This is a genomic window from Streptomyces sp. H39-S7, assembly GCF_027158205.1.
Taxonomy (GTDB): Bacteria; Actinomycetota; Actinomycetes; order Streptomycetales; family Streptomycetaceae; genus Actinacidiphila.
The window spans coordinates 218463-240827 of sequence record NZ_JAPVLU010000001.1; the positions used below are offsets into that span (position 1 = coordinate 218463).

A 22365-nucleotide genomic window follows, 5' to 3' on the forward strand; every position below is an offset into this window, starting at 1 on the left:
GGGGCCCGTCACAGCCTACCGGCGCCGGGACGTCCACCCCCATTCGTATGACTCGCCCAAACCCTCTTAAACTGTCCTAATGCGCACCGAGGAGGTTCTGGCCGCCGTCGGCACAGGGCTGTGGCACTGGGACGAGACGGCCGGCACCGTGGGGCTGGACGCGACGGCCGCCGCGCTCCTGGGCTTTCCCGAGGAGGCGGTCACGTCCCGGTCGTCCGCCGTGCGCGCGTGCCTGCATGCCGAGGACTACGTGGCCCTGAGCGGCGGAGTCGCCCTCGCCCGCGCCGAGGGCACCGTGATGGAGTCCCTGCTGCGGGTGGTGAGCGACGACGGCGGCATCGTGCGGACGGTGCGGATCAGGATGCGGCCGACCGGCCCGCTCACGATGGCCGGCACGCTGCACGAGACGCGTGCCGCCGCCTCGGGCCGTGCGCCGCACTCCGGGGACTGGCGGCGGGCCCGGGAGGCCTTCCTGCTGGACGCGGGACGGGCGCTGGCGGAGGCGGACAGCACGGCCGAGGTGCTGCGGGTCGCCGCGACGCTGTCCATGCCGGGATTCTCGCCCGACGGCCTGGCCGTCTTCGGCGTCCGGGGCGACCGGCTGTCGATCATCGGGCACCATGGCCACTCCGTCGGCACCGACGGACCGTTCATGGACATGCCGATGGGCACCGAGTACCCGGCCGCGCTGGTGGTCCGCACCGGCCGGGCCATCTACCTGCCGACCCCCGAGGCCTACGAGCAGCGCTTCCCGGCGACCTGGCCGCTCGCCAAGCCCTTCGGCCGCTCCTCCTGGGCCTTCCTGCCGCTGGTGGTCGCCGGCAACACGATCGGCGCGTGGATGGCGGCCTTCCGCGAGGCGGTCGACTTCACCCCCGACGAGCGCTCCGTCCTGACCACCGTCGCCCGGATGCTCGCCCAGGCGCTGTCCCGCGCCCACCTGCACGAATCCGAGCGGGAGCTCTCCGACGGGCTGCAGCGCACCATGCTCCCCACCCGGGGACCGGGCATCGAGGGCATGACCGTCGCTGCCCGCTACGTGCCCACCGGCGGCGGCCTGCAGGTCGGCGGCGACTGGTACGACGCGATCGACCTGCCCTCCGGCCGTACCGCCCTGGTCATCGGCGACGTGCAGGGCCATGACGTACGCGCCGCCGGACTCATGGGCCAGCTGCGGATCGCGCTGCGCGCCTACGCCGCCGAGGGCCACCACCCGGACGCGGTGCTGTCGCGCACCTCGCGGTTCCTCGCCGGGCTCAGCGACCCCGACCACGGCGACGACGACCGGTTCGCGACGTGCCTCTATCTGGAGGCGGACCCGGTGACCGGCACCCTGGACGTGGTCAGGGCCGGGCACCCGGAGCCCGCCATCCGGATGGCCGACGGCACCACGATCATCCGCCGCACGGCCGGCGGCCTGCCGCTGGGCATCGCCCCCGACAGCGACTACCCCACGACCCGGCTGGTGCTGGAGCCGGGCGAAGTGCTGCTGATCTGCACCGACGGGCTGATCGAGACCGGCGGCCACGACCTGGACACCGGCTGGCAGCGGCTGCGCGCCGCGATGCAGTCCGGTCCCTCGGACGATCTGGAGGCGCTCGCCGACCATCTGGTGCGGACCGTGCACGGCCCGGCGTCGCACCACTCCACCGGTCCGCTCGCCGACCGCCGCGAGGACGACATCGCGCTGATGCTGCTGCGCCGCGACCTGGACGGGCCCACCTGCGACGTGCCGGGGCGCCGGACGGTGCTGACCGTCTCGCAGAGCGCGCCGCGGCAGATCCGCGAGGCGCGCCACGAGATCCGCGCGCTGCTGCACGACTGGACCGTCCCCGACCAGGTGGACGCGGCGGTGCTGCTGGTCTCGGAGCTGATCACCAATGTCCTGGTGCACACCGACGAGGACGCGCTGCTGAACGCCAGCCTCCTCGGGGTGCCGGGCAGGCGCCGGCTGCGGATCGACGTGGGCGATCGCAGCGACGACATGCCGCATCGCCGGAGCCCCGGCGAGATGGCCTCGTCGGGGCGCGGGCTGCTGCTGATCGAAAGCCTGGCGGACGCCTGGGGTGTCGATCCCCGGGGTGACGGCAAGGCGATCTGGTTCGAGATCCACGAGACGGCCGCAGCGGACCGCCCATGATCAGCGGGTCAGGCTCCCGCCGGGATCCGGCCGAGGCGGCCGGCCTGGAAGTCGTCGAAGGCCTGCGCGAGCTCGGCGTGGGTGTTCATCACGAACGGCCCGTACTGCATCATCGGCTCCCGGATCGGCTGTCCGCCGAGCAGCACGATCTCGAAGTTCGGGCTGCGCGACTCCTGCGTCTCGTCCGCCCGGACGGTGAGCGAGTCGCCCTTGCCGAAGACGACCGTCTGCCCGGTGCGGAACGGGCGGTTGCCAGGGCCCGCGGTGCCGCGGCCGGCGAGACCGTAGGCGAGGGCGTTGAACTCCGGCCGCCAGGGCAGCGTGACCTCGGCGCCCGGGTTCAGGGAGACGTGGATCATCGTGATCGGGGTGTGGGTCGCCCCGGGGCCCGCGTGGCCGTCGAGGTCGCCCGCGATCAGCCGGATCAGCGCGCCGCCGTCGGCGGACGTCAGCAGCCTGACCTGGCCGCCGCCGATGTCCTGGTACTTGGGCGGCATCATCTTGTCGCTCTTCGGCAGGTTCACCCAGAGCTGCAGCCCGTGGAAGAGCCCGCCGCTGAGGACCAGCTCCTCCGGCGGCGCCTCGATGTGCAGCAGGCCGCTGCCCGCCGTCATCCACTGGGTGTCGCCACCGTTGATCACGCCGCCGCCACCGTGCGAGTCCTGGTGCACGAAGGTGCCGTCGATCAGGTAGGTCACGGTCTCGAAGCCGCGGTGCGGGTGCCAGGGGGTGCCCTTCGGCTCGCCCGGCGCGTACTCCACCTCACCCATCTGGTCCATCATGATGAACGGATCGAGGTTCTTGTAGTCGATGCCCGCGAAAGCGCGGCGGACGGGGAAGCCTTCCCCCTCGAAGCCGCTCGGCGCGGTGGACACTGCCAGCGCCGGACGCGGCACGGCGTCGGCGGGCACGGACACGCGCGGCAGGGTCAACGGGTTCTCGACGGTCACGGCGGGCATGGCGGTCCTCCTCGTGTTCTGGATCCAACTTAGTTGAATAGTGAACATTCGGCAAGGCGCGCAGTATTCCCCCAGGTCAGCAGGGCGAGTGAAGGACTAGCCGTACATCCGGCGCATGGTGAACTCCACCATCTGCTCGACGGCCTTGGCGTCGAAGACCATCCGGTGCTGGCCGTCGATGTCGAGCACGAAGCCGTAGCCGGTCGGCAGCAGGTCGAGCACCTCGGCACCGGTGATGACGAAGTACTTGGACTCCTTGCCCGCGTACCGCCGCAGTTCCTTGAGCGAGGTGAACATCGGGATCACCGGCTGCTGCGTGTCGTGCAGCGCGAGGAATCCGGGGTTCTCGCCGCGCGGGCAGTAGACCTTCGACGTCGAGAAGATCGCCTGGAAGTCCTCCGCGGAGAGAGAACCCGTGGTGAAGGCCCTGACGGCGTCCGCGAGCGAGGGTGGGGACGGCTCGGGGTACACCCCCGGCATCGGGGCAGCGCCGGGCGGTGGGCCGGGATGCGAGGTCTGGTCATAGCCGTACACGCACCCAAGACTAGCGAGTGTCCCGTCACATCCGGGCGGCAAGGGGTTGCTTCTTATTACCGGCGGGTAGCATCATTCTGTATTACTGCTTGCTGTAGTACTGCCACGTAACTGATCGAGTGCGATACGGAGCCGTCGTCATGGGCCACTACAAGTCCAACCTCCGCGACATCGAGTTCAACCTCTTCGAGGTGCTCGGCCGCGACAAGCTCTACGGCACCGGCCCGTTCGCCGAGATGGACGTGGAGACCGCCAAGAGCATCCTCAGCGAGGTCTCGCGCCTCGCGGAGAACGAGCTGGCGGCGTCCTTCACCGATGCCGACCGCAACCCGCCGGTCTTCGACCCGACGGACAACACCGCCCCGGTGCCGGCCACGTTCAAGAAGAGCTACCAGGCCTTCATGGACTCCGAGTACTGGCGTCTGGGCATCCCCGAGGAGATCGGCGGCACGAAGACCCCCGCCTCCCTCATCTGGTCGTACGCGGAGCTGATCCTCGGCTCCAACCCGGCCATCTGGATGTACTCCTCCGGCCCGGCGTTCGCCGGCGTCGTCTTCGAGGAGGGCACCGAGGAGCAGGCCAAGGTCGCCCAGCTCATGGTGGACCGCCAGTGGGGCGCCACGATGGTGCTGACCGAGCCCGACGCGGGCTCCGACGTCGGCGCCGGCCGGACGAAGGCTGTGGAGCAGGAGGACGGCTCCTGGCACATCGAGGGCGTGAAGCGCTTCATCACCTCGGGCGAGCACGACATGTCCGAGAACATCATCCACCTGGTGCTGGCCCGCCCCGAGGGCGCCGGCCCCGGCACCAAGGGCCTGTCGCTCTTCATCGTGCCGAAGTACGACTTCGACTGGGAGACCGGCGAGCTGGGCGAGCGCAACGGCGCCTACGCCACCAACGTCGAGCACAAGATGGGTCTCAAGGCCTCCAACACCTGCGAGATGACCTTCGGCGACCAGCACCCCGCCAAGGGCTGGCTGCTCGGTGACAAGCACGACGGCATCCGCCAGATGTTCCGCATCATCGAGTTCGCCCGCATGATGGTCGGCACGAAGGCCATCGCGACCCTCTCCACCGGCTACCTGAACGCGCTGGAGTACGCCAAGGAGCGCGTGCAGGGCCCGGACCTAGCGCAGTTCATGGACAAGTCCGCGCCGAAGGTCACCATCACGCACCACCCGGACGTGCGCCGCTCGCTGATGACGCAGAAGGCGTACGCCGAGGGCATGCGCTCCCTGGTGCTCTACACCGCCTCCGTCCAGGACCAGATCGCGGTCCAGGAGGCGGCGGGCGAGGACGCCAAGGCACTGGTCGGCCTCAACGACCTGCTGCTGCCGATCGTCAAGGGGTACGGCTCCGAGAAGTCCTACGAGCAGCTCGCCCAGTCCCTGCAGACCTTCGGTGGCTCCGGCTACCTGCAGGAGTACCCGATCGAGCAGTACATCCGCGACGCCAAGATCGACACCCTGTACGAGGGCACCACCGCCATCCAGGGCCAGGACTACTTCTTCCGCAAGATCGTCCGCGACCAGGGCCAGGCACTGACCACCCTGTCCGAGGAGATCAAGAAGTTCCTCGCCGAGGCCGTCGGCGGCGAGGAACTGGCCGCCGCCCGCGAGCAGCTCGCCACGTCCGCCGTGGACCTGGAGGCCATCGTCGGCTCCATGCTGACCGACCTGGCCGGCACCGAGAAGGACGTCCGGTCGATCTACAAGGTCGGACTGAACTCCACCCGCCTGCTGCTCGCCTCCGGCGACGTCGTCATCGGCTACCTGCTGCTGCGCGGTGCCGCCGTGGCCGCCGAGAAGCTGCCGTCCGCGAGCGCGAAGGACGCGGCCTTCTACACCGGCAAGATCGCGGCCGCGAAGTTCTTCGCCGCCAACATCCTGCCGAACGTCGGCGTCCAGCGTTCGCTGGCCGAGACCGTCACGCTCGACCTGATGGACCTGCCGGAAGAGGCGTTCTAGCAGTCCCGCCCCACCCGGCGACAGGCCGCGCCGTCCGTTCCCGATTCCCCGGGCGGGCGGCGCGGCCTTTCGCGTCACCACCGCCGCGTCACCACCCCCACAGCGCCCCCGTCGCCCCCGCGGCGCACGGGAAAACGGATCGCTCCCGCCGCGGCGCCGCGTTAGCGTCGCACCATGCCCGAACTGCGCACCGACCGTCTCCTGCTCCGCCGCTGGCGGGACTCCGACCTCGCGCCCTGGGCGGAGATGAACGCCGACCCCGAGGTCCGCGAGCACCTCGGGGAGCTGCTCACCCCCGAACAGAGCGCGGCCTCGGTCGCCCGCTTCGAGGAGGGGTTCGAGGAGCGCGGCTTCGGCTGGTTCGCCGTCGAGGTCCCGGCCACCGGCGAGTTCATCGGCTTCGCGGGCCTGGACCCGGTCGACGACGGCCTCCCCTTCACCGGCGTGGAGATCGGCTGGCGGCTGGCGCGTACGGCCTGGGGCCACGGCTACGCCTCCGAAGCCGCGCGGGCCGTCCTGGCCTTCGGCTTCCGGACCCTCGCCCTGCCCGAGATCCTCGCGGTGACCACCGCGGGCAATCTGCGCTCCCAGGCGGTGATGCGCCGGATCGGCATGACCTCCGACCCGGCCGACGACTTCGACGACCCGGAATTCCCCGCCGGCCCGCTGCGCCCGAACGTGCTGTTCCGCATCGCCCGGGACCAGGACGGTGCGGACGTCCCTACCGCTGGGGGGTGCCCCCGGTAGGGGGCCCCTGAGAACCGCGCCGCGCACCCCTCCGGAGACGCCCCGCGAACGGGGACTTCTATGCTGGCCCCATGAGCGCCCACCCTCACTTCACCCGTGCCCACACCGATGACCTGGTGGCCTTTGTGCAGGCCAGCCCGTCCCCCTACCACGCCGTGGCCGCGGCCGCCGAACGGCTGGAGAAGGCCGGGTTCCGGCAGGTCCAGGAGACCGAGGCCTGGGACGGCGCCACGGGCGGCAAGTACGTGCTGCGCGGCGGCGCGATCATCGCCTGGTACGTCCCCGAGGGTGCACGGCCGGAGACCCCGTTCCGCATCATGGGCGCGCACACCGACTCCCCGAACCTGCGCGTCAAGCCCCGCCCGGACATGGGCACCGCCGGCTGGCGGCAGATCGCCGTGGAGCTCTACGGCGGCCCGCTGCTCAACAGCTGGCTCGACCGGGACCTCGGACTCTCCGGCCGGCTGACGCTGCGCGACGGCACCTCCCGCCTGGTCAACGTCGACCGGCCGCTGCTGCGCGTCCCGCAGCTCGCCATCCACCTGGACCGGGGAGTGACCGACAACGGCCTCGCGCTGGACAAGCAGCGGCACATGCAGCCCGTCTGGGGCCTCGGCAAGGCCAGTGACGGCGACCTGATCGACTTCCTCGCCGAGGAGGCCGGGGTGACCGGGTCCGACGTCGTCGGCTGGGACGTGATGGCGCACGACGTGCAGCCGCCCGCCTATCTGGGCCGCGACCGCGAACTGCTGGCATCGCCCCGGATGGACAACCTGCTGTCCGTGCACGCCGCCACGGCCGCGCTGGCGGCCGTCGCCGGGCAGGACCTCGCCTACATCCCCGTCCTCGCCGCGTTCGACCACGAGGAGAACGGCAGCGAGTCCGACACCGGCGCCCAAGGGCCCCTGCTCGGCAACGTGCTGGAGCGCTCCGTGCACTCCCGCGGCGGCGACTACGAGCACCGCCAGCGCGCGCTGGCGGGCACGGTCTGCGTCTCGTCCGACTCCGGGCACGCGGTGCACCCCAACTACGTCGAGCGGCACGACCCCACGCACCACCCGCGCGCCAACGGCGGTCCGATCCTCAAGACCAACGTCAACCAGCGCTACGCCACCGACGGTTCGGGGCGCGGCATCTTCACCGCCGCCTGCGAACGGGTCGGCGTGCCGTTCCAGCACTTCGTGTCGAGCAACGCCATGCCGTGCGGCACGACGATCGGTCCGATCACCGCGGCCCGGCACGGCATCACCACGGTCGACGTCGGCGTGCCGATCCTGTCGATGCACTCGGCCCGCGAGCTGAGCGGCGCGGACGACCCGTACCTGCTGGCCAGCGCGCTGAAGTCCTTCATCGAGAGCTGACCGCCGGTCCGGGAGCCATCAACTCCGCAGCCGCGCATGCCCGTTCCGGTCGGGGGTAGACGCCCCTCCACAAGCAACCGGAACGGCCAAGGGACGACGGAGGCGGACATCATGGGAATCGGCGGCTGCATCGCACTGATCGCGGTCGGCGCGATCCTCACTTTCGCGACCGACTGGGACATGTCCGGAGTCAATCTCGACCTGGTGGGCCTGATCATGATGGCCGTCGGGGCGATCGGCGTCGCGGCCTACGTCAGCATCTTCAAGCGGCGTCGGCTGGAGACCGTGCGGGGCGGCGTCGAGCCCGTCGTCGAGGAGCGCCGCTACTACGAGTGACGGCCACCGGGGCCGTGTTGCGGCCCCGGTCGCTGTCGTTCACTCGCCCGGCTGGTCCATCCCCGCCAGCACCAGCGCGAGCCGGCCGGCGCCGGCGGCGGCCAGCCGGACCGGAACGCCCCAGTCCTGCTGGTGCATGTGGCAGGCCGGGAACTCCTCGTCGGGGTCGTCGTCGCACGAGGCGGCCATCGCCGACACATGCAGCACCCCTTCGGTGACCTCGGGGTTCAGCACCAGGTCCCGTCCCAGGTCCGTACCCTTCCCCTCACCCTCCAGCAGGAGTTCCGGCGGGGTCGAGCTGACCAGCAGCCGGGTCGAGGGACCGTAGCGATCGTCGCTCTTCTGGCCCGCGGGCGCGGTGAAAATCACCTCCAGCCGGAACGGTCCCGCGGACACCTCGGTCGCCGGGCGCTGCGTGCGGTGCGCGGCCGACTCGACCCGCACCGCCTCCTCGGGCAGCCGCAGCCGGGTGAGCCGGTGCCGCGCCGACTCGACCACGACGACGTCCTCGCCCACCAGCACCGCGTCCGACGGCTCCCGCAGATCGGTCGCGAGCGTCGTCACCTCGCCGGTCTCCGGAGCGAAGCGGCGCAGGGCGTTGTTGTACGTGTCGCTGATCGCGACCGATCCGTCGGGCAGCGCGGTGACGCCCAGCGGGTGCTGCAGCAGCGCCTGTCCGGCGGCGCCGTCCCGGTGCCCGAAGTCGAAGAGCCCGGTCCCGACCGCGGTCCGCACCACGAACCCGTCGCCGTCGCTCTCGACGTAACGCACCGCGGACGTCTCCGAGTCCGCCACCCACAACCGGTCGCCGGCAGCCGCCAGGCCCGACGGCTGCGCGAACCACGCCTCGTCGGCGGGCCCGTCGACCAGCCCTTCGTTGGTCGTACCGGCCGCGACCTCCACGGTCTCCGCCACCGGGTCGTAGGCCCACAGCTGATGCACGCCCGCCATCGCGATCCACAGCCGGCCGGCGAACCAGGCGACGTCCCACGGCGACGACAGCGCCACCTCACGGGCGGGACCTGCCGTCGGGAACCCCTGCCACCACTGGCCGCCGGTCCCGGCGAACGTCGTCACGGCACCGGTCGCGGTGTCCAGCCGCCGCAGGGCGTGGTTCACCGTGTCCGCGACGGCGACGGAACCGTCCGGCAGCAGCGCCAGCCCCTGCGGCTCACTGAACCGCGCCACGTCGGGACCGCCGTCCACCAGCCCGCGCTCCCCGTCGCCGATCCGCCGCACGACGGTCTCGCCGTCCGCCGCCAGTTCCACGAGCTGGTGCCGGGTCGTGTCCGAGACGAGGAAACCGCCGTCGGCCAGCGCCAGCGCCTTCCCCGGGAACCGCAGATGCGTCGCCACAGGCTCCGGCGCCACGTAGGGCCCGTCCCCGCGCCGCAGTGTCCCCTTGGCGCCGTGCTCCGCCTCCAGCTCCGTGACCAGCGCCTCCAGCGCGTGCGCGTGCCCCTCGCCCGCGTGCTGCGCGACGACGTATCCCTCGGGGTCGATCACCACCAGCGTCGGCCACGCCCGCACGGCGTACTGCTTCCACGTGCCGAGCTCCGGGTCGTCGAGCACCGGGTGACGCACCTGGTACCGCTCCACGGCGTCCACGACCGCCTGGTGCTCCGCCTCGTGCACGAACTTCGGCGAGTGCACCCCGACGATCACGACCGTGTCCCGGTGCTTCTCCTCCAGCTCCCGCAGCTCATCGAGCACATGCAGGCAGTTCACACAGCAGAATGTCCAAAAATCCAGAATGACCACGCGTCCTCGCAGGTCGGCGAGAGTCAGGGGCAGGCCACCGGTATTGAGCCAGCCGCCCTTGCCGATGAGTTCCGGGGCTCGAACGCGCGCGCGTGCAGTCATACCCCCATCCAACAGCACGCACCGGGTAGACATTCCTCCATGAAATACCTCGTGCGGGAGAAGCTGTTCGCGGTCGGTGACGACTACTGGATCGAGGACGAGCGCGGTGACCGGGCGTTCTACGTCGACGGGAAGGTCATGCGGGTGCGGGAGACGCTGGAGCTGCGGGACGCCCGGGGGGCGGAGGTCGCGGTGATCCGGAAGAAGCTGGTGAGCCTGCGGGACACCATGACGGTGGAGCGCGGCGGGGACGTGCTGGTGACCGTCAGGAAGAAGCGGCTGACGCTGCTGCGGGACGTGTTCCGGGCGGAGCTGGCCTCGGGGGAGGAGCTGGAGGTCCGCGGGGACATCGTCGGCAAGGAGTTCGACATCGAGTACGAGGGGGAGCGGCTCGCGCGGATCTCCCGCAGGTGGTTCCGGATGCGCGACACGTACGCGATCGACGTGGAGCGCGAGGACGCGGACGCGGGGATGCTCATCGCGATCGCGGTGTGCGTGGACCGGCTGGTCGACAAGGAGCACGAGGAGCACGGGAACGACTGAGCCGGCCGGGTCCCGGCCGGCTTCCGCGTCCGGTCAGCCGAGGCGGCGGTCCCGGAGCACCGGGAAGTCGAGCCGGGTCTTCGTGACGAGGGCGGGGTCGAGGTCGACGGTGAGGACCTCCTCACCGGTGCCGGCCTCGGCGACGATGTCTCCCCACGGGTCGACGACCATGCTGTGGCCGGCGAGCTCGACCCCCGCGTGGGTGCCCGCCGTGCCGCAGGCCAGGACGTAGGTCTGGGACTCGACCGCGCGGGCCCGCGCGAGCAGCCGCCAGTGCTCCCGCCGCTTCGCCGGCCAGCCGGCCGGGATGACGAGGAACTGGGCGCCGGCGTCGACGAGGAGCCGGAACTGCTCGGGGAAGCGCAGGTCGTAACAGGTCGCCAGGCCCAGGACGGTGTCCGGGAGGGCGACCGTGACGATCTCCTCGCCGGGCGCCATCAGCGCGGCCTCGCCCCGGTCGAAGCCGAAGCGGTGGATCTTGCGGTAGGTGTGCCGCAGCTCGCCGTCCGGATCGAAGACCAGCGAGGTGTTGTAGAGGGGGCCGTCACCCGCGGCGGAGCCGCTGACCGCTGCAGCGCGCTCCACGATCGAACCCGCGTGCAGCCAGACTCCCGCGTCCCGCGCCGCCGCTGACATCGCGTCGGCCGTCGGCCCGTCGAGCGGCTCGGCCTCCGTCGCGAAAGTGTCCGACGCGAAGGCTCCGACGGGCCACAGTTCGGGCAGTACGACCAGATCCGCCCCGGCCTGCGCACGCACCAGCGTGGCCACCCGGGCGCGCCGTCCGGCCACCGTTTCGTTCAAGTCGACGTCGATCTGCAGCAAAGAAGCGCGCATACACCCACCGCCCATACGTTTGGTCGTCAAGTCGGGCCTACCATCGTCACTCGAAAGCACTGCGTGGGTACCCGCGCGGAGCGTAACTTAGGCGCACACCACCACGACCGCGCATCGATCCGTCGAGGGGTCCCGTGACCGTCCACAGTAAGATCCAGCCGTACATCGACGCCTGGACCCACTCCATAGAATCCATAAACGAATTGGTCGCCCCCCTCGTCGAGGGTGAATGGAACCGGCCGACCGAGTGCCCGTACTGGTCGGTGCGTGACGTCGTGTCCCACGTCATCGGCTACGAGTGCGAGATGCTCGGGGATCCGCGCCCGATCCACACCCTTCCGAGTGATCTGCGGCACATCACCAGCGAGTTCGCCCGGTACATCGAGGTGCCGGTGGACACCCGGCGCCACCACACCGCCCCGGAGATGACCTCCGAGCTCGAGTACACGATCATCCGGCGCTCCCGCCAGCTGCGGAACGAGTCGCGCGGGCCCGAGCAGAGCATGCGCGGTCCGATGGGCCAGGAGATGACCCTCGAACACCTGCTGTGGATGCGGACCTTCGACGTCTGGGTCCACGAGCAGGATCTGCGGCGGGCACTGGGCACGCCGGGGAACCTGGCGTCGCCCGCCGCCGTGTACGCGCGGGACTTCCTGCTCCGTGCGCTGCCGAAGGTGATCGCCAAGGACGCCGGCGCGCCGCCCGGGTCCGCGGTGGTCTTCGACATCCACGGCCCGCTGGAGTTCATGCGGACGGTCCGGGTCGACCAGGACGGGCGCGGCACGATCGACTCCGCGGTCTCGCTGGGTCCGGCCGTGACCTTCAGCACCGACTGGGAGACGTTCCTGCGGCTGGTCTGCGGCCGGGTGCGCCCGGCGGCCGTCGCGGACCGGGTGAAGGTGGAGGGCGACCAGGGGCTCGCGAACGCGATCCTGGCGCACATCGCCCTCACGCCGTAGGCCGTGTGCCGGCCGGGGGGCTCGCCCGCTACACCGGCACATGCACGCTCTCGACGCGGCTGACCGCGATCCGGTCCTTCTCCAACCGGGTCGCGCGGCCGCGCAGTCGCAGGATCTGGACGGTGCCGATCGCCTGGAGCACGAAGACGCTGCACCAGGCGATCCGGTAGTTGTCCCCCGTCGCGTCCAGCAGCACGCCGATCGCCAGCAGCGTGATCATCGAGGCGGTGAAGCCGCCCACGTTGACGATGCCGGAGGCGGTGCCGAACCGTTCCGGCGGGTTGGCGGGGCGCGCGAAGTCGAAGCCGATCATCGACGCGGGGCCGCAGGCACCGAGCGCGACGCACAGGCAGATCAGCATCCACAGCGGGACGTGGCCGCCGGGCCAGGACAGGACGGACGCCCAGGCGACGGTGCTCGCCCCGATCGCGGTGAGCGTGATCGGCATCCGGGCGCCGTGGTGACGGGCGATCAGCTGGCCGAAGAGCGTGCCGAAGACCATGTTGGCGAGCACCACGAGGGTGAGCATCGAGCCGGCTGCCCCGCGCGACATCCCCTGGTCCTCCACCAGGTAGGGCAGCCCCCACAGCAGCAGGAAGACCATCCCGGAGAACTGCGTGGTGAAGTGCACCCACATGCCGAGCCGGGTGCCGGGCTCCCGCCAGGCGGAGGCGATCTGGTGGCGCACGTAGCCGAAGCCGGCGTGCTCGGCGGGGGCGGGCTCGTAGCCGTCGGGGTGGTCCTTGAGGAACAGCAGCACCAGGACGAGGACGAACGCGCCGCCGATCGCCGTTCCGGTGAACGTGGCGGTCCAGCCGGCCGAGTGCAGGATGCGGGAGAGCGCGACCGTGCTGATCAGGTTGCCCGCGACGCCGAAGAGCGCGGCGGCCTGGGCGATCATCGGGCCCCGGCGGGCCGGGAACCAGCGGGAACCCAGCCGCAGCACGCTGACGAACGTCATCGCGTCACCGCAGCCGAGCACCGCGCGGGCGCCGAGGGCCATCCCGTACGAGTGCGACAGGGCGAACGCGAGCTGCCCCGCGGTGAAGAGCACGATGCCGATGGTCAGCACCTTCTTGGTGCCGAGCCGGTCGACCATCAGCCCGACGGGGATCTGCAGTCCGGCGTAGACCAGCACCTGGAGGATGGAGAACGTGGAGAGCGCGGAGGCTCCGATGTGGAAGCGTTCCGCAGCGTCGATCCCGGCCACGCCGAGGCTGGTGCGGTGCACCACGGCGACCATGTAGACGAGCGTGCCGATGCCCCACACGGTGGCGGCCCGCCTGCCGCCGGGCGGTTCGCCGGTCATGCTCACGCGTCCCCCCGGGCCATGACCTTCACCCATGAGACGTGGCGGTGCACCAGGGCCGCGGCGCGGACGCCGTCGCCGTCACGGAGCGCCGCGAGGATCTCGCCGTGCTCCACGAGGTTCTTCGCGACGCGGCTGGGTTCGGCGTGCATCGTGGCCACGCCCATCCGCAGTTGCCGGTCGCGCAGCTGGTCGTAGAGGTGGGCGAGGATGCGGTTGCCCGCCGCCCGGACGATCTCGGCGTGGAAGCAGCGGTCGGCGACCGCGAACGCCGCGAGGTCGCCGGCGTCGGCGTGTCCCTGCTGCTCGGCGAGCAGGTCCTCCAGCCGGGCGAGCAGCGCGGGCGGCGCGGCGGGCACCAGCTTGGCGACCGCGTGCTGCTCGACGAGCAGCCGGGTCTCGACGACGTCGGCGATCTCCTGCATGGAGACCGACAGGACCAGCGCGCCCTTCTTCGGGTAGAGCTTGATCAGCCCCTCCGCCTCCAGGCGGAGCAGCGCCTCGCGCACCGGCGTGCGGGACACCCCGACGGCCTCGGCGAGATCGCCTTCGGTGAGCAGGGTGCCGCCCTCGTAACTGCGGTCGAGGACACCCTGCTTGACGTGGACGTAGACCCGCTCGGCGGCGGGCGGCGACTTTGCGGCGGGAGCCGCCACGGGAGCGGGAATCATGATGCACGCATCATAGATACATCACGTATCCACGAGGAACCGGCGTCCGCGATACGGACCGTCAGTGCCGGGGACGGCTCGTCAGGGGTGCAGGCTGCTCACCACGTTGGCCGTCGCCGTGAGCCCGTTCTGGATGGTCGGGGCGACGCTGGAGCCCGCCAGGTAGAAGCCGAGGAAGACGCAGACCAGGGCGTGCGAGACCTTCAGGGACCCGCTGCGCAGGAAGACGACCGCCATGATCAGGAGAAGCAGGATCGCGGATACGGAAACGGCCACGGCGTCCTCCGGGCTGAAAGCCTGAAATCTGGGTTTCTCCCTGTATATCGCCACAGAACGTTCCTTTCATGGCACCTGGACACGCGAAAGAGGCTCGGACGTTTGTACGTCCGAGCCTCTTTCGCGTGACACACGTTCCGCTGCGGCGCATTACGCCCAGGTCAGAAGCCGCTTCGGCTGTTCCAGCAGCGCCGCGACATCCGCGAGCACCTTCGAGCCCAGCTCGCCGTCGACCACCCGGTGGTCGAACGACAGGGCCAGCGTGGTGACCTTGCGGACCTTCACCTTGCCCTTGTGGACCCAGGGCATGTCCTTGACCGCGCCGAAGGCGAGGATCGCGGACTCCCCCGGGTTCAGGATCGGCGTACCGGTGTCGACGCCGAAGACGCCGACGTTGGTGATGGTCACCGTGCCGCCCTGCATCTGCGCGGGAGAGGTCTTGCCCTCCCGCGCGGTCGCCACCAGCTCACCGAGCGCGGTGGCCAGTTCGGGCAGCGTCTTCGCGTTCGCGTCCTTGATGTTCGGCACGATCAGCCCGCGCGGGGTCGCCGCAGCGATGCCCAGGTTCACGTACTCCTTGCGGACGATCTCCTGGCCGGCCTCGTCCCAGGTCGCGTTGACCTCGGGGTTGCGCCGGATCGCCACCAGCAGCGCCTTCGCCACCAGCAGCAGCGGGCTGACCTTGCGGCCGGCGAACGCCGGATCCAGCTTGAGCTCCTGGACCAGCTTCATCGTCCGCGTGATGTCGAACGTCACGAACTCCGTGACGTGCGGCGCGGTGAAGGCGCTCGCGACCATCGCCTGCGCGGTGGCCTTGCGGACGCCCTTGATCGGCGTCCGGGTCTCCCGGACGCCCGGCTCCGCGACGGTCTCCGGGCTCGCGACGGCGGCGGCGGGCGCCACCGCCATGACGGGCTCGGACGACGCGAGCGCGAGCGCCGCGTGCACGTCCTCGCGGGTGACGGTCCCGTCGGGGCCGCTCGGGACGACGGCGCTCAGATCAATGCCGAGGTCCTTCGCGAGCTTGCGCACCGGCGGCTTCGCCAGCGGCCGCTCCCCGGCGGGAGCGTTGAAGCCGTTGGCCGTGCTCGCGCCGTGCCCGTTCAGCTCCGCCGCGGGACGGCCCTTGGGCCGGTCGGGGGCGGAACCCGTCTTGCGGGCCCGGCGGACGGTCGACGCCTCGGAGACGCCGTACCCCACCAGCACCGCCTGCCGCTTCGCCGGCTCGGCGGGCGGCTCGGGCGCCGCTTCGGCGGGCGCGGCCGAAGCCGGCGTCCCAGCCGTGGCGGGAACCTCGTCCGGGGCGCCCGGGGTGGTGTCCACCGAGATGATGGCGGTGCCCACGTCGACCGTCTCCCCCTCGGGGAAACGGATCTCGTGCACGACGCCGTCGAACGGGATCGGCAGCTCCACGGCCGCCTTCGCCGTCTCGACCTCGCAGACGACCTGCCCGTCGGTGACGGTGTCACCCGGCTTGACGTACCACTTGAGGATCTCGGCCTCGGTGAGTCCCTCGCCCACATCGGGCATCTTGAACTCGCGGAAGCGCTGCGCAATGTCGGTCACTGTCACGCTCTCCTCGCCTCTCAGTACGCCAGCGCGCGGTCGACGGCGTCGAGTACGCGGTCCAGGCCGGGCAGGTACTCCTCCTCGAGCCGCGCCGGCGGGTACGGGGCGTGGAAGCCGCCGACCCTCAGCACGGGAGCCTCGAGGTGGTAGAAGCACCGCTCGGTGATCCGGGCGGCGATCTCCGCGCCGGTCCCCAGGAAGACGGGAGCCTCGTGCACGATCACCAGCCGGCGGGTCTTCTCGACCGACGCCTGGATCGTGTCGAAGTCCATCGGCGACAAGGACCGCAGGTCCACCACTTCCAGGCTACGGCCCTCCTTGGCGGCCGCCGCGGCGGCCTCCAGGCAGACCTTCACCATGGGACCGTACGCCGCCAGGGTGAGATCCGTGCCCGCACTGGCCACCCGGGCCTTGTGCAGCGGGCCCGGAATGGCCTCGGTGTCGACCTCGCCCTTGTCCCAGTAGCGGCGCTTCGGCTCGAAGAAGATCACCGGGTCGTCGCAGTCGATGGCCTGCCGCAGCATCCAGTAGGCGTCCTGCGGGTTGGAGGGCGAGACCACCTTGAGGCCCGGGATGTGCGCGAAGAGCGTCTCCGGGGACTCGCTGTGGTGCTCGACCGCGCCGATGCCGCCCGCGTACGGGATGCGGATGGTGACGGGCATCCTGACCTTGCCCAGCGCCCGCGCGTGCATCTTGGCGAGCTGCGTGACGATCTGGTCGTACGCCGGGAAGACGAAGCCGTCGAACTGGATCTCGACGACCGGGCGGTAGCCGCGCAGCGCCAGGCCGATCGCGGTGCCGACGATGCCGGACTCGGCCAGCGGGGTGTCGATGACCCGCTCCTCGCCGAAGTCCTTCTGCAGGCCGTCGGTGATGCGGAAGACGCCGCCGAGCTTCCCGATGTCCTCGCCCATGAGCAGGACCTTGGGGTCCGTGTCCAGGGACTGGCGCAGCGCCTCGTTGAGGGCCTTGGCCATGGTCAACGTGGTCGTGGTCATGGTCAGTGCCCCTCAGTCTCGTCGGCGAACGACGCGAGGTACTCGGCGAACTGCGCGCGCTCCTCGTCGACGAGCGCGTGCCCGTCCGCGTAGACGTTCTCGAAGATCGCCATGGTGTCGGGGTTCGGCATGGTGCGCACACCGTCCCGCACCCGCTTGGCGAGCGCGTCGCTCTCCTGGTCGATCGAGGCGTAGTACGCCTCGTCGGCGAGGCCCTCGGCCTCCAGGTACGTCCGCAGCCGCAGGATCGGGTCCTTCGCCTCCCACTGCTCGCGCTCCTCGTCGGCGCGGTAGCGGGTGGGGTCGTCGGTCGTGGTGTGCGCGCCCATCCGGTAGGTGAACGCCTCCACGAGCATCGGCCCCTGGCCGGTGCGGGCCCGCTCCAGGGCGGCCTTGGTGACGGCCAGCACGGCCAGCACGTCGTTGCCGTCGACCCGGACGCCCGGGAAGCCGAAACCGGCCGAGCGCTGGTAGATCGGCACCCGGCTCTGCTTCTCGGTCGGCTCGGAGATCGCCCACTGGTTGTTCTGGCAGAAGAACACCACGGGGGCGTTGTAGACGGCCGCGAAGGTGAAGGCCTCCGCGACGTCGCCCTGGCTGGAGGCACCGTCGCCGAAGTAGGCGATGACGGCGGAGTCCGCGCCGTCCTTGGCGACACCCATCGCGTAACCGGTCGCGTGCAGCGTCTGCGAGCCGATGACGATCGTGTAGAGGTGGAAGTTGTTCTCGTTGGGGTCCCACCCGCCGTGGTTGACCCCGCGGAACATGCCCAGCAGGTTCAACGGGTCCACGTCGCGGGTCCAGGCCACACCGTGTTCGCGGTAGGTGGGGAACACGTAGTCGTCCGGACGGGTGGCCCGGCCCGATCCGATCTGTGCCGCCTCCTGGCCGAGGAGCGAGGCCCACAGGCCCAGCTCGCCCTGCCGCTGCAGTGTGATCGCCTCGGCGTCGAAGCGGCGGGTCAGCACCATGTCGCGGTACAGGCCACGCAGCTCGTCCGGGGTCAGGTCGATGGAGTACTCGCTGTGCTCGACGCGCTTGCCCTCGGGGGTCAACAGCTGTACGAGCTCGGGCTCGCCCCCACGGCGCTTCGCGCCGCCGCGGGTGGTTCTCCGCGCGGCAGTGCTCTTCACGCTCACGTTCGCTCCTCCGTCTGTCCGGCCCCCGGGATCCGCCGGGAGGCCAGTTGCGGCTCACCTGGTTCGACGCGGCGCACGGGGTATGTGCGGCATGGCCGAGCCAGGCGTGACAGTGCCCCGGCAAGTGGCCTGCAAGAAAGACGTTACCCACTACATCCGCAATCGCGCGAAGGCGTCCTACCTGCGGTTTTGCTTGGATTACCTAGTAAATAGGCGTTGTCGCAGGCCACCGGGACAGAGGAACGGTATCTCGCGGATCGAATTGGCGTAAGAGGTCTGGAGATCGAATCGTGTGGGATGCTCGATTCGTGCGCGAAGACGGAAAAATCCGTGTATTCCTCCTCGATGACCACGAAGTGGTCCGCCGAGGCGTCCATGAGCTGCTCTCCGTGGAGGCCGACATCCAGGTCGTCGGCGAGGCCGGCACGGCCGCCGAGGCCCTGACCCGCATCCCCGCCACCCGCCCCGACGTCGCGGTCCTGGACGTCCGGCTGCCCGACGGCAGCGGCGTCGAGGTCTGCCGGGAGATCCGGTCCGACGACCCGGCCATCAAGTGCCTGATGCTGACGTCGTACGCCGACGACGAGGCGCTCTTCGACGCGATCATGGCCGGCGCGGCGGGCTACGTCCTCAAGGCCATCCGGGGGACGGACCTGCTCAGCGCCGTCCGGGACGTCGCCGCCGGGAAGTCGCTGCTGGACCCCGTCGCGACCGCCCGGGTGCTGGAGCGGCTGCGGCTCGGCGCGGACAAGGGCGACGACCGGCTCGCCGACCTGACGGACCAGGAGAAGAAGATCCTCGACCTGATCGGCGAGGGCCACACCAACCGGCAGATCGGCGAGCGGCTGCACCTCGCCGAGAAGACCGTCAAGAACTACGTCTCCTCGCTGCTCTCCAAGCTCGGCATGGAGCGCAGGACCCAGGCGGCCGCCTACGTCGCCCGGATGCACGCGGAGGAGAACCAGCGGCGCTGAGGGCGCCCCGGCGCCCCCACGGGACCAAGGGCCCCCGCGAAGGGGCCCGGGGACCCTGTTTCGGCCCGACCGCCGCAAGCCACTGTGGAGGGATGTCCCCCCAGGAACGACGCGCGATCGAGCTGGTGGCCGGCGCCCGCTACGGCCGCCTGGCCCTCTCGCGCCACGCCATGCCGTACATCGCCGTCACCCGGCACGTCGTGGTCGACGAGCACGTACTGATCCGCGCCCACCGCGGTTCGGGCGTCCACAGCGCCTGCGACGGCTCCGTCGTCGGCTACCAGGCCGACAATCTGGACACGGCCACGGACTTCGTCTGGTCCGTGCACCTCACCGGCACCGCCCGCGTCGTCCCGGCACCCCGGAACCCGGGTCGGATGTTCGAACCGCTTCCCTCGTTCGTGGACGATCCCGCCTTCGAACCCGTCCACCTGCGGATCGACCCGGAGTTCGTGGACATCCAGTTCGCCAGGGATGTCGCGCAGTGGCCGGGGCCGCACGCCGCGTGATCTACGCTTGGGCGAGTGACGGGCACGGCGACGGAGCTGCTCCCCGTAAGCACGCTCGGCACTCTGCTGCGCCGCTACGAGGGCGCCGGCACCCCGCTGGCCTGTGATCCGGTCCCCCAGGGACTGCTGAACCGCGGCTACCGGCTGGCCACCACCCGCGGCCGCTTCTTCCTCAAGCACTACGTCGCGCCGGACACCGCGGACCCCGCCGTCATCGACCGCCAGCACCGCGCGACGCTGCTCCTGGACGGTCTCGGGCTGCCCGTCGCCCCGCCGCTCGCCGACACGGAGGGCAGGACCGTCGCCGTCGTCGGCGGGCGCTGCTACGCGCTCTACCCGTGGGTCGAGGGGCGGCACCGGGAGGGCACCGAGCTGACCGCCGCCCAGTCCCGGCGCCTCGGCGCGCTCCTCGGCCATGTGCACGCCGGCCTGGCCCGCGTACAGCCCTCGCCGGAGGCGGACCGGATCCCGCACCCCAGCGCCGACCCCGCGCGGACGTACGCACTCATCGACGAGCTGCTGGAGCTGGCTCACGCGCACGAGCCGCGGGGGCCCTTCGACGAACTGGCCGAGCACCGGTTACTGGAACGCCGCACCCTGCTGGAACGGCACGCCCACAGAAGACCGCCCCCGCCGGACGCGCCCGCCACCGGCTGGGTGCACGGCGACTTCCACCCGCTGAACCTGCTCTACCGGGGCGACGAACCCGTCGCCATCGTGGACTGGGACCGGCTGGGCGTGCAGCCGCGCGCGGAGGAGGCGGTACGGGCCGCCGCGATCTTCTTCGTTCGGCCGGGCGACGGGCAGCTGGACCTGGCGAAGGTGCGGCCCTACGCGCGCGCCTACCGGCTCGCCGCCGGGGTGACCTCACGGGAACTGGCCGCGGCCGTGCACCGGGTCTGGTGGGAGCGCCTGAACGACTTCTGGATGCTCTGCTGGCGCTACCAGGAGCGCGACCTGCGCTCCGACCCGCTCTTCCCGGCGTCCTCGGCGCTCGCCGTGTGGTGGACGCGCGAGTACGAGGCCGTCAGCGAGGCGTTCACCGGCTGACCGGCCGGGTGGCCGGTCAGCCGGGTGGCCGGCCGGCCCGTCGGCCGGGGCCGGTGAACGCGTCGCTGTCAGTTGCCGGGCTTGTTGTTGCCGGTGGCGCCGCCGGTGGGCGTCGACGTCTGCGGAGGCGTCGTCGGGTCATCGGTCGGCGTCGGGGAGTCCGAGGGGGACTCGGTGGGCGTCGAGGTCGGGGACTTCGTCTCCGTCTCGCTCGGCTTCTCCGTGGGCGTCTGGGTGGCGGTGCGCGTCGGACGGCGGGACGGCGCCTGCGTCGTCTCCTGGGTGGCGCCCCCGGTGTCCTCGCCCGGATCCGTGGAGGGGTCCTGGCTCGGCGCGGAACTCGAACCCTGCGAGGTCTGCGAGCTCGGCGACACCCCGCCCTTGCCCGGATCCTTCTTGTTCCCCGCCTGCCCGACGGCGAAGTACACACCCATCGATATGGCCAGCACCGCGGCCAGCACGAAGAGCACCGGCTTGAGCCACTTGTTGCCGCCCCGGCCGCGGCCGTGCTGCGGTTCGAGGTAGCCGCGCGTCTCGTCCGCCCCGCCACCCGCCGCGCCCAGCATCACCGGCCGGCTGAACTCCGCCGTGGTGCTGTTGCCCTGCCGCCCGATCGTCGTGCCGGGGTTCCCACCCGTACCCGCGGGCGGGCCGACCGGGGCCGTGTGCGGCACGACGCCGGTGTCCCAGACGTTGTTCCAGCCGCCCTGCTCCTGCAGCATGTGCAGCGCGTACTGCACCACGCCGCGCATCTCCTCGGCGCTCTGGAACCGGTCGTCCGGGTGCTTCGCGAGCGCGCGCAGCACCAGGCCGTCGAGTTCCGGCGGCACCCGGTCGCTGACCGTGGACGGCACCTGCGGTTCGTCCTGCACGTGCTGGTAGACCACCGACAGCGGCGTCTCGCCGGTGAAGGGCGGCCGCAGCGCCAGCAGCTCGTAGAGCATGCAGCCGGTCGCGTACAGGTCGGAGCGGTAGTCGACGGCCTTGCCGAGCGCCTGCTCGGGGGAGAGGTACTGCGGCGTGCCCATGACCATGCCGGTCTGGGTCATGGTGCTGGCCGCGCCGTGCAGCGCGCGGGCGATGCCGAAGTCCATGACCTTGACGGCGCCGGTATTGGTGATGATGACGTTGGCCGGCTTGATGTCACGGTGCACGATGCCGTGCTGGTGGCTGTAGGCGAGCGCCTCCAGCACACCGGAGATGATGATGAGCGCCTGGTCGATGGGCGGCGCCTCGGCGCCGGTCAGCAGGTCGCGGATGGTGTGCCCGTCGACCAGCTCCATGACGATGTAGGGAACCGCGCCGGTGGGGGTGCGGTCCTCGCCCGAGTCGTACACCGCGACCACGGCGTGGTGGTTCAGCCCGGCGACCGACTGTGCCTCGCGGGTGAAGCGCGCCTTGGAGACCGGGTCCTCGGCCAGATCGGAGCGCAGCAGCTTGATCGCCACGATCCGTCCCAGCCGTACGTCCTCGGCCGCGAAGACCTCGGCCATTCCGCCGCGTCCGAGCCGGTGGGTCAGCCGGTAACGTCCGTCACCGACCATGCCCTGCGCGCCCCACAATTCGGGCGAATCGGACCCTCCGGTTCCTGCGGTCGTCTCATGGGGGTCGACCATCAGTCCTCGCC

General features: G+C 71.1%; 21 protein-coding genes. 10 read left to right on the top strand and 11 right to left on the bottom strand.

Going from position 1 to position 22365, the window contains the following annotated elements; all coding sequences use genetic code 11:
- The first annotated feature begins 79 nt into the window (after window positions 1–79).
- The gene (locus tag O3X23_RS01100) at window positions 80–2140 is read left to right on the top strand and encodes an ATP-binding SpoIIE family protein phosphatase (RefSeq protein ID WP_269269081.1); all 2061 of its coding nucleotides are present in this window, start codon (window positions 80–82) and stop codon (window positions 2138–2140) included.
- Window positions 2141–2148: 8 nt separating this feature from the next.
- Here O3X23_RS01100 and O3X23_RS01105 read toward each other — a convergent pair whose 3' ends face one another.
- Together O3X23_RS01105 and O3X23_RS01110 are read right to left on the bottom strand one after the other, a co-directional pair.
- Window positions 2149–3099 (bottom strand): pirin family protein, encoded by a 951-nt coding sequence (locus tag O3X23_RS01105; RefSeq protein WP_269269082.1) that lies wholly within the window; start codon window positions 3097–3099, stop codon window positions 2149–2151.
- A gap of 96 nt (window positions 3100–3195) precedes the next feature.
- A complete protein-coding gene (locus tag O3X23_RS01110) occupies window positions 3196–3633 on the bottom strand; it encodes an SseB family protein (protein ID WP_138351254.1) in 438 nt (145 codons plus the stop codon).
- Between the two features lie 140 nt (window positions 3634–3773).
- Here O3X23_RS01110 and O3X23_RS01115 point away from each other — a divergent pair, with 140 nt between their 5' ends.
- The 4 genes from O3X23_RS01115 (at window position 3774) to O3X23_RS01130 (ending at window position 8044) form a co-directional block, all read left to right on the top strand.
- Window positions 3774–5600 (top strand): acyl-CoA dehydrogenase, encoded by a 1827-nt coding sequence (locus O3X23_RS01115; protein ID WP_269269084.1) that lies wholly within the window; start codon window positions 3774–3776, stop codon window positions 5598–5600.
- A 174-nt stretch (window positions 5601–5774) separates the two neighbouring features.
- Entirely contained in the window at window positions 5775–6347 is a 573-nt protein-coding gene (locus O3X23_RS01120) for a GNAT family N-acetyltransferase (RefSeq protein ID WP_269269085.1), read from the top strand.
- 71 nt (window positions 6348–6418) lie between these two features.
- Window positions 6419–7708 (top strand): M18 family aminopeptidase, encoded by a 1290-nt coding sequence (locus O3X23_RS01125; protein ID WP_269269086.1) that lies wholly within the window; start codon window positions 6419–6421, stop codon window positions 7706–7708.
- Between the two features lie 111 nt (window positions 7709–7819).
- Window positions 7820–8044, top strand: coding sequence for a DUF6458 family protein (locus O3X23_RS01130; protein ID WP_269269087.1), 225 nt, complete (start codon window positions 7820–7822; stop codon window positions 8042–8044).
- A 39-nt stretch (window positions 8045–8083) separates the two neighbouring features.
- Here the strand turns inward: O3X23_RS01130 and O3X23_RS01135 are convergent, their stop codons facing one another.
- Window positions 8084–9907 carry an NHL domain-containing thioredoxin family protein gene (locus O3X23_RS01135; RefSeq protein WP_269269088.1) on the bottom strand — a complete coding sequence of 608 codons (1824 nt, stop codon included), beginning with the start codon at window positions 9905–9907 and terminating at the stop codon, window positions 8084–8086.
- A 39-nt stretch (window positions 9908–9946) separates the two neighbouring features.
- On the opposite strand from O3X23_RS01135, the gene O3X23_RS01140 reads away from it, so the two are divergent.
- Window positions 9947–10450: an LURP-one-related/scramblase family protein gene (locus O3X23_RS01140; protein WP_269269089.1), complete on the top strand. Its 504-nt coding sequence runs from the start codon at window positions 9947–9949 to the stop codon at window positions 10448–10450.
- Between the two features lie 33 nt (window positions 10451–10483).
- Here the strand turns inward: O3X23_RS01140 and O3X23_RS01145 are convergent, their stop codons facing one another.
- Window positions 10484–11284, bottom strand: a complete 801-nt coding sequence (locus O3X23_RS01145; protein WP_269269090.1) for a carbon-nitrogen family hydrolase — start codon at window positions 11282–11284, stop codon at window positions 10484–10486.
- Window positions 11285–11418: 134 nt separating this feature from the next.
- Here O3X23_RS01145 and O3X23_RS01150 point away from each other — a divergent pair, with 134 nt between their 5' ends.
- Window positions 11419–12243, top strand: a complete 825-nt coding sequence (locus O3X23_RS01150) for a maleylpyruvate isomerase family mycothiol-dependent enzyme (RefSeq protein WP_269269091.1) — start codon at window positions 11419–11421, stop codon at window positions 12241–12243.
- Between the two features lie 28 nt (window positions 12244–12271).
- Here the strand turns inward: O3X23_RS01150 and O3X23_RS01155 are convergent, their stop codons facing one another.
- From O3X23_RS01155 to pdhA, 6 genes are all read right to left on the bottom strand, one after another.
- Window positions 12272–13552 carry an MFS transporter gene (locus O3X23_RS01155; protein ID WP_269269092.1) on the bottom strand — a complete coding sequence of 427 codons (1281 nt, stop codon included), beginning with the start codon at window positions 13550–13552 and terminating at the stop codon, window positions 12272–12274.
- A 2-nt stretch (window positions 13553–13554) separates the two neighbouring features.
- Window positions 13555–14223: a GntR family transcriptional regulator gene (locus O3X23_RS01160; RefSeq protein ID WP_269269093.1), complete on the bottom strand. Its 669-nt coding sequence runs from the start codon at window positions 14221–14223 to the stop codon at window positions 13555–13557.
- A gap of 81 nt (window positions 14224–14304) precedes the next feature.
- Window positions 14305–14499, bottom strand: a complete 195-nt coding sequence (locus tag O3X23_RS01165) for a hypothetical protein (RefSeq protein ID WP_269269094.1) — start codon at window positions 14497–14499, stop codon at window positions 14305–14307.
- Window positions 14500–14649: 150 nt separating this feature from the next.
- Window positions 14650–16029: a dihydrolipoamide acetyltransferase family protein gene (locus tag O3X23_RS01170; RefSeq protein ID WP_269269221.1), complete on the bottom strand. Its 1380-nt coding sequence runs from the start codon at window positions 16027–16029 to the stop codon at window positions 14650–14652.
- A gap of 56 nt (window positions 16030–16085) precedes the next feature.
- Window positions 16086–17066: an alpha-ketoacid dehydrogenase subunit beta gene (locus O3X23_RS01175; protein ID WP_269269095.1), complete on the bottom strand. Its 981-nt coding sequence runs from the start codon at window positions 17064–17066 to the stop codon at window positions 16086–16088.
- Between the two features lie 2 nt (window positions 17067–17068).
- Complete coding sequence (gene pdhA / locus O3X23_RS01180; protein ID WP_269269096.1) at window positions 17069–18205, bottom strand: pyruvate dehydrogenase (acetyl-transferring) E1 component subunit alpha; 1137 nt, start codon at window positions 18203–18205, stop codon at window positions 17069–17071.
- Between the two features lie 308 nt (window positions 18206–18513).
- On the opposite strand from pdhA, the gene O3X23_RS01185 reads away from it, so the two are divergent.
- The 3 genes from O3X23_RS01185 to O3X23_RS01195 all read left to right on the top strand — a co-directional run bounded on the left by O3X23_RS01185 (window position 18514) and on the right by O3X23_RS01195 (window position 20738).
- Entirely contained in the window at window positions 18514–19179 is a 666-nt protein-coding gene (locus O3X23_RS01185; RefSeq protein WP_269269097.1) for a response regulator, read from the top strand.
- 92 nt (window positions 19180–19271) lie between these two features.
- Window positions 19272–19688, top strand: a complete 417-nt coding sequence (locus tag O3X23_RS01190; RefSeq protein WP_269269098.1) for a pyridoxamine 5'-phosphate oxidase family protein — start codon at window positions 19272–19274, stop codon at window positions 19686–19688.
- 15 nt (window positions 19689–19703) lie between these two features.
- On the top strand, window positions 19704–20738 hold the full coding sequence (locus O3X23_RS01195) for a phosphotransferase enzyme family protein (RefSeq protein ID WP_269269099.1): 1035 nt from the start codon (window positions 19704–19706) through the stop codon (window positions 20736–20738).
- A 68-nt stretch (window positions 20739–20806) separates the two neighbouring features.
- Here the strand turns inward: O3X23_RS01195 and O3X23_RS01200 are convergent, their stop codons facing one another.
- Window positions 20807–22354: a protein kinase domain-containing protein gene (locus O3X23_RS01200; RefSeq protein ID WP_269269101.1), complete on the bottom strand. Its 1548-nt coding sequence runs from the start codon at window positions 22352–22354 to the stop codon at window positions 20807–20809.
- Window positions 22355–22365: the final 11 nt, after the last annotated feature.